The sequence below is a fragment of the Mycobacterium sp. genome, from assembly GCF_040509115.1.
Classification (GTDB): domain Bacteria; phylum Actinomycetota; class Actinomycetes; order Mycobacteriales; family Mycobacteriaceae; genus Mycobacterium.
This window is the reverse complement of record NZ_JBEVLO010000261.1, coordinates 1-5024: the sequence shown is the minus strand read 5'-3', so window position 1 is coordinate 5024 and position 5024 is coordinate 1. Positions and strand designations below refer to the sequence as shown.

5 protein-coding genes are annotated in these 5024 nt (G+C 68.7%); 3 read left to right on the top strand and 2 right to left on the bottom strand.

Translation table 11 applies throughout. The features are described 5' to 3' along the window. On the top strand, window positions 1–311 hold a 311-nt coding region (locus tag ABW137_RS17660), incomplete at its 5' end, for an HNH endonuclease signature motif containing protein (RefSeq protein WP_526402273.1). A 69-nt stretch (window positions 312–380) separates the two neighbouring features. Here the strand turns inward: ABW137_RS17660 and ABW137_RS17655 are convergent. Further along, the gene (locus ABW137_RS17655) at window positions 381–1229 is read right to left on the bottom strand and encodes an energy-coupling factor transporter transmembrane component T (RefSeq protein WP_526402271.1); all 849 of its coding nucleotides are present in this window, start codon (window positions 1227–1229) and stop codon (window positions 381–383) included. Next, complete coding sequence (locus ABW137_RS17650; protein ID WP_526402269.1) at window positions 1226–3214, bottom strand: ABC transporter ATP-binding protein; 1989 nt, start codon at window positions 3212–3214, stop codon at window positions 1226–1228. Before ABW137_RS17650 ends, ABW137_RS17655 begins: the two co-directional genes overlap by 4 nt. A 218-nt stretch (window positions 3215–3432) precedes the next feature. On the opposite strand from ABW137_RS17650, the gene ABW137_RS17645 reads away from it, so the two are divergent. Further along, window positions 3433–3888, top strand: a complete 456-nt coding sequence (locus ABW137_RS17645) for a MarR family winged helix-turn-helix transcriptional regulator (RefSeq protein WP_526402267.1) — start codon at window positions 3433–3435, stop codon at window positions 3886–3888. A gap of 34 nt (window positions 3889–3922) precedes the next feature. Then, window positions 3923–5024, top strand: a 1102-nt coding sequence (locus ABW137_RS17640) for an MFS transporter (RefSeq protein ID WP_526402265.1), incomplete at its 3' end; no start/stop codon positions are given.

Sequence of the window (5024 nt, the reverse complement as noted above, 5' to 3'; positions counted from 1 at the left end):
CGGCCACCCGCGGCCTGCACGCCCACCACCTGGTGCACTGGGAAGACGGCGGCACCACCGACCTGACCAACCTGGTCCTGCTCTGCCCCCACCATCACCGCCTACACCACCACGGCGGCATCACCCTCACCGGCGACGCCCACCACCTCACCATCCTCGACCAGACCGGCACACCACTGCGCCAAGGATCACTCGCCCGACCACCAACCCAACCCCCACCCGCGGTCGAACCCTGCCCCGGACCCACCGGAGAACGCGCCGACTGGTGGTGGTACGACCCCTACCAACCCCCACCACCAACGACCAACTAGCGGTCCCCGCCCCACGAGCGTGGGACACCAAATGCGTTGCCGCGGATAGGCGTCGGCGACTGCCGATCGCTAGACGCGACTGGTCGCCAGCGAGGTGAACACCTCGACGTACACCGATGCGCCTGCCATCGCCAGGACGATCGCCAGCGCGACGGCGTCGATCCACGTCGGTCGCGACGGCAACGCCGAGATCTGACCTGCGCCACCACGGGCCGTGATCGCGTCGCCCATCTCATCGGCCCGTCGCAGCGTCACCGTCATGGCCGCGGCCAGCAGGTCGATCACTTCGCGGCCAAGGCGATGTCTACGCTCCCGGCCGCCGGTGGCCGGTTCGCGGGGCCGCAGCTTGCGGGCGGCGAAGAGGATTCGGAATTCGTCGATCAACATCGGAAAGGCACGCAGCGCAAGGGCAATCGCCACGGCCCAGTCGTCGACGGGGATGCGGAAGGCCCGCAACGGCCGTCCGAGTTTGGCTACGGCGGGCGCGACCTCGGCGACGTTGGTGGTCCACGACACCAGTCCGCCCAGCCCGAGTAGGACGATCGACAGCACGGTCACGCGGAGGAACGTCAGTAGACCGCCCAACCCCAAATCCACTGATCCGACGGTGAAGTGCGGGCTGCCACCGGCGAACGACGCGGTCAACGCCCCGATGAACAGCAGTACCCACAGCCATTTCGGCACCGACGGCAGCACTCCGGCCGGGATGTGGGCCAGCCACGCGGTCACCACGACCAACGCGCCGACCAACCCGATCGGCAACCAGCCCGGGTACAGCGTCAACAGGACGCCGATTCCGGCCACGACGAGCAGCTTGGTGCCTGCCCATAGTTGGTGGATGACGGTGCGGCCCGGCACGGGGCGCAGCAGGACCACCGGCCGCGGTGGACGGTCGCGCCGCTTGTCCGTCGCGGTCACAGGACCTCTCCCGCCGTTGTCGGGGCGGGCATCACGGCGCCGTTCTGCAGATGCAGGGTGCGCGGGCACAGCTCCTCCAGCCCCGAGAAGTCGTGGGAGATGACGATGACGGTCAGGCCTGCCTCTCGGCGCAGGGTCGACAGCAGCCCAAGCAGCCCGCGTTGACTGGCGGCGTCCAGCCCGGCCAGCGGCTCGTCGAGGATGAGCACGCGGGGTTTGCGGGCCAGCAGACCAGCCAGCACGACCCTGCGCATCTGCCCGCCGCTGAGTTGATCGATGCGCCGCAGTCCGATGGTCGGATCGAGACCGACCATCGCCAGGGCACGCACGATCTGCGAATGGTCGTGATAGTCGAGTCCGGCGGCCCCGGCGATCTCCAGGTCCACCCGACCACGCATCAACTGCAGGCGTGCGGCTTGAAACGAGATGGCCACGGCGCCAACCTGTTCGGATACCGGCTTACCGTCGAGCAGGCAGGTGCCCGCGGTCGGCGCCAGCAGGCCGGCCATGATCCACGCCAACGTCGACTTGCCGGACCCGTTGAGACCGTGGATCAGGACGCCGTCACCCTCGTTGACCACGAGGTCGACGTCGCGCAGCGCCGTGGACGCCCATGGGGTGCCCAGCCCGTACTCGTGCCCGATGCCGCGGAGTTCCAGCAGCGGCGAACCGGATTGACCGGGGGCGTCGCTGGTGGGCGCAGGGGCGGGCGCGGTCGTCACCATCTCGACGTTGTCGGCGGTGCCGCCGTTGCCCGTGAGGTCGACGATCCGGCCAGCGGACTCGGCTTCGTCGTTGAAGTGCGTGATGTGCACCAACGACATTCGGTGCTTCTTGGTGAGTCCCGACAGGACGGCGATCAGGCCCTCCCTGCCCTGCTGGTCCACCATGCTGGTGACTTCGTCGGCGATCAGCAGGGACGGTTCGCGAGCCAGCGCCGCCGCAACCGCGAGCCGCTGCAGCTCGCCGCCCGACAGCCCGCCGGTGTCGCGCTCGGCCAGGCCGTCCAGGCCGACCTCGGCGAGCAGCCGATCCACGTCGATGGCGGCGCCAGGCGGGAGTCCGAACACGACGTCGTCGGCGACTCGGGTGCCGAGCACCTGGCTTTCGGGATGCTGCATGACGACGGCGGTGCCGCCGGGCTTGCCGAGGCCGACGGCGCCGGGCCGTTCCAGGGTTCCACCCGTCGGCTCGCGGCCGGCCAGCATCAGCATCAAGGTGGTCTTGCCTGACCCGTTGGCGCCGGTGACGGCGAGGTGTTCACCTGCGTCGACCCTCATCGACACGGGGCCGAAGGCGTCGTGGTCGGCGCCGTCGTACCGGTATCGGACGTCGCTGAGCACGACGGGTACGGGGTCAGCGGGCCGGGGATCGTCGATGGCGTCGAGCTTGTGCACGTCCGGGACGCCGGAAAGGCGGACCAGCACCCGGGACAACGCCCACCAGCCGACGAGGGTGACGCCGGTGATGCTGAGGATGCCCGAGGCGAGGATGAGAACGGGCCAGTAGCTCAGCGCGGTCGCGAACTCGTCCTTCAGCAGCTGTGGGAAGTCGCGCAGGCCGGCGAAGGCGTCGAGGCGGGCGAGGCGCTCGATGACCGCGGCCAACCCGTTGACGTTGGCCGTCATCGACGCGAAGACCAGCTCGCGGATGCGGTAGAACACCAGGAGGAAGCCGATGCCGAGGACGCCGAACACTCCCCCGGCCAGCACCGCAACGACGCTGATGGTGGGCGTGCCGCGACCGCGGCGCTTGACGATGCCGGTGAGCCCGCCGATGTAGGCGCAGTTGAACACCGTCATCATGCCGCCGAAGCCGGCGATGAGGAAGGCGATGAGACCCCCCGCGACGGTTGCGGCGACGAGGACCCTGAGCCGGTATCGGTAGGCCAGGAGGCCCATGGGAACCGTGCCGAGGACGGATAGTCCCGCGGCGAACGGCACGACGACGGCGATGATCGCGGTCGCCGCGGACAGGGCCGCCATCACAGACGCGTGTGCGAGTTCGGCCGGCCGCATCGAGCCAGCTCGTCGTTCAGTTGTTCGCCCAGTTCGTCTTGGTGCGGCGCCGCCGGTCTCGCTGCCGGTCTGAGCCATTTCTCGATTCTGCCAGCCCCGCACCAAGAACCTTCTCAGCCGGGTGTGACCGTCGCCACGATGCGCTCCATTTGATGTATATAGGAACTCTATGTAAATATGGACCGATGCCTGCATCTGGGACCCCACCCGCGATCGAGACCGCTCTCGCCGCCGACCTGCTTTCGGTGGTTGCCAGGCTGAATCGACTGGCCACGCAGCGCGTGAGGATGGAACTGCCGTATGCGCAGGCGCGCCTCCTGTCGACCATCGAAGACCAGGGCGAGGCCCGCATCTCCGACCTGGCCGCCTTCGATCACTGCTCGCAACCCACGATGACCACTCAGGTGCGCCGCCTCCAACAGGCCGGATTGGTGTCGCGGATCACGGATCCCGCCGATGCCCGCGCCGTCCTGATCAGCATCACCGCGAAGGGAAGGGACGTCCTCTCCCGGGTGCGCACCGATCGCGGTGCCGTCATCGACCCCTACCTGGACCACCTCGAAGACGCCGACCGTCAGACCCTCGTCGACGCGGTCCGCGTCATGCGCGCCCTCCTCACCGACGCGCAGCACGATCGCTGACCCAACCCACCAACCGCAAAGGAGCAGCCCGCCCATGTGGCGCCAACCCAAGGCCGTCTGGGCCGTCGCCTTCGCCTCCGTCGTCGCCTTCATGGGCATCGGCCTGGTGGACCCCATCCTCAAGCCGATCGCCGACAACCTCGACGCCACCCCCTCGCAGGTGTCGCTGCTGTTCACCAGCTACATGGCCGTGATGGGCATCGCGATGCTGATCACCGGCGTGGTGTCCAGCCGGATCGGACCCAAGCGCACCCTGTTGATCGGGCTGGTCATCATCATCGCTGGAGCCGGACTGGCAGGCATGTCCGACACGGTGATGGGCATCGTCGGCTGGCGCGCACTCTGGGGGCTGGGCAATGCGTTGTTCATCGCGACGGCACTGGCCACCATCGTCAACGCGGCCAAGGGCTCGGTGGCCCAGGCGATCATCCTCTACGAGGCAGCGCTTGGGCTCGGCATCGCCGTCGGCCCGCTGGTCGGCGGTGTGCTCGGCTCGATCTCCTGGCGGGGACCGTTCTTCGGTGTCTCGGTCCTGATGGCCATCGCGCTGGTCGTCACCGCCGTGCTGCTCCCCCCGACGCCCCGCGCCAAGCACACCACCAGCCTGCTCGACCCCATCCGCGCGTTGAAGCACCGCGGGTTGCTCGGCGTCGGAGTCACCGCGCTGCTCTACAACTTCGGCTTCTTCACGCTGCTGGCCTTCACTCCGTTCCCGCTCGACATGAGCGCACACGAGATCGGGCTGATCTTCTTCGGCTGGGGCCTCGCGCTGGCGTTCACGTCAGTCGTGGCGGCACCGCGCCTGCAACACCGATTCGGCACCATCCGCGTGCTGATCCTCAACCTGCTCGCGTTCTCCGCACTCCTTGCCGTCATGGCGATCGGCACCGACAGCAGGGCACTGCTCGCCACGTGCGTCGTCATCGCGGGCCTCTTCATCGGCGTCAACAACACCCTGATCACCGAAACCGTGATGAAGGCAGTTCCAGCGGGCAGGAACGCAGCGACCGGCGAAACGACGGGCGTCGAGCGCGGCGTCGCGTCGGCCGCCTACAGCTTCCTGCGCTTCGGGGGCGGCGCCGTCGCCCCCTGGCTGGCCGGCGTGCTCGGCGAGACGTTCAACGCGCACCTGCCGT

Bases quoted from the DNA above. Each gene is read 5' to 3' on its own strand.
- ABW137_RS17650 (WP_526402269.1), bottom strand. From the start codon at position 3,214: ATGGCGGCCCTGTCCGCGGCGACCGCGATCATCGCCGTCGTCGTGCCG.
- ABW137_RS17645 (WP_526402267.1), top strand. From the start codon at position 3,433: ATGCCTGCATCTGGGACCCCACCCGCGATCGAGACCGCTCTCGCCGCC.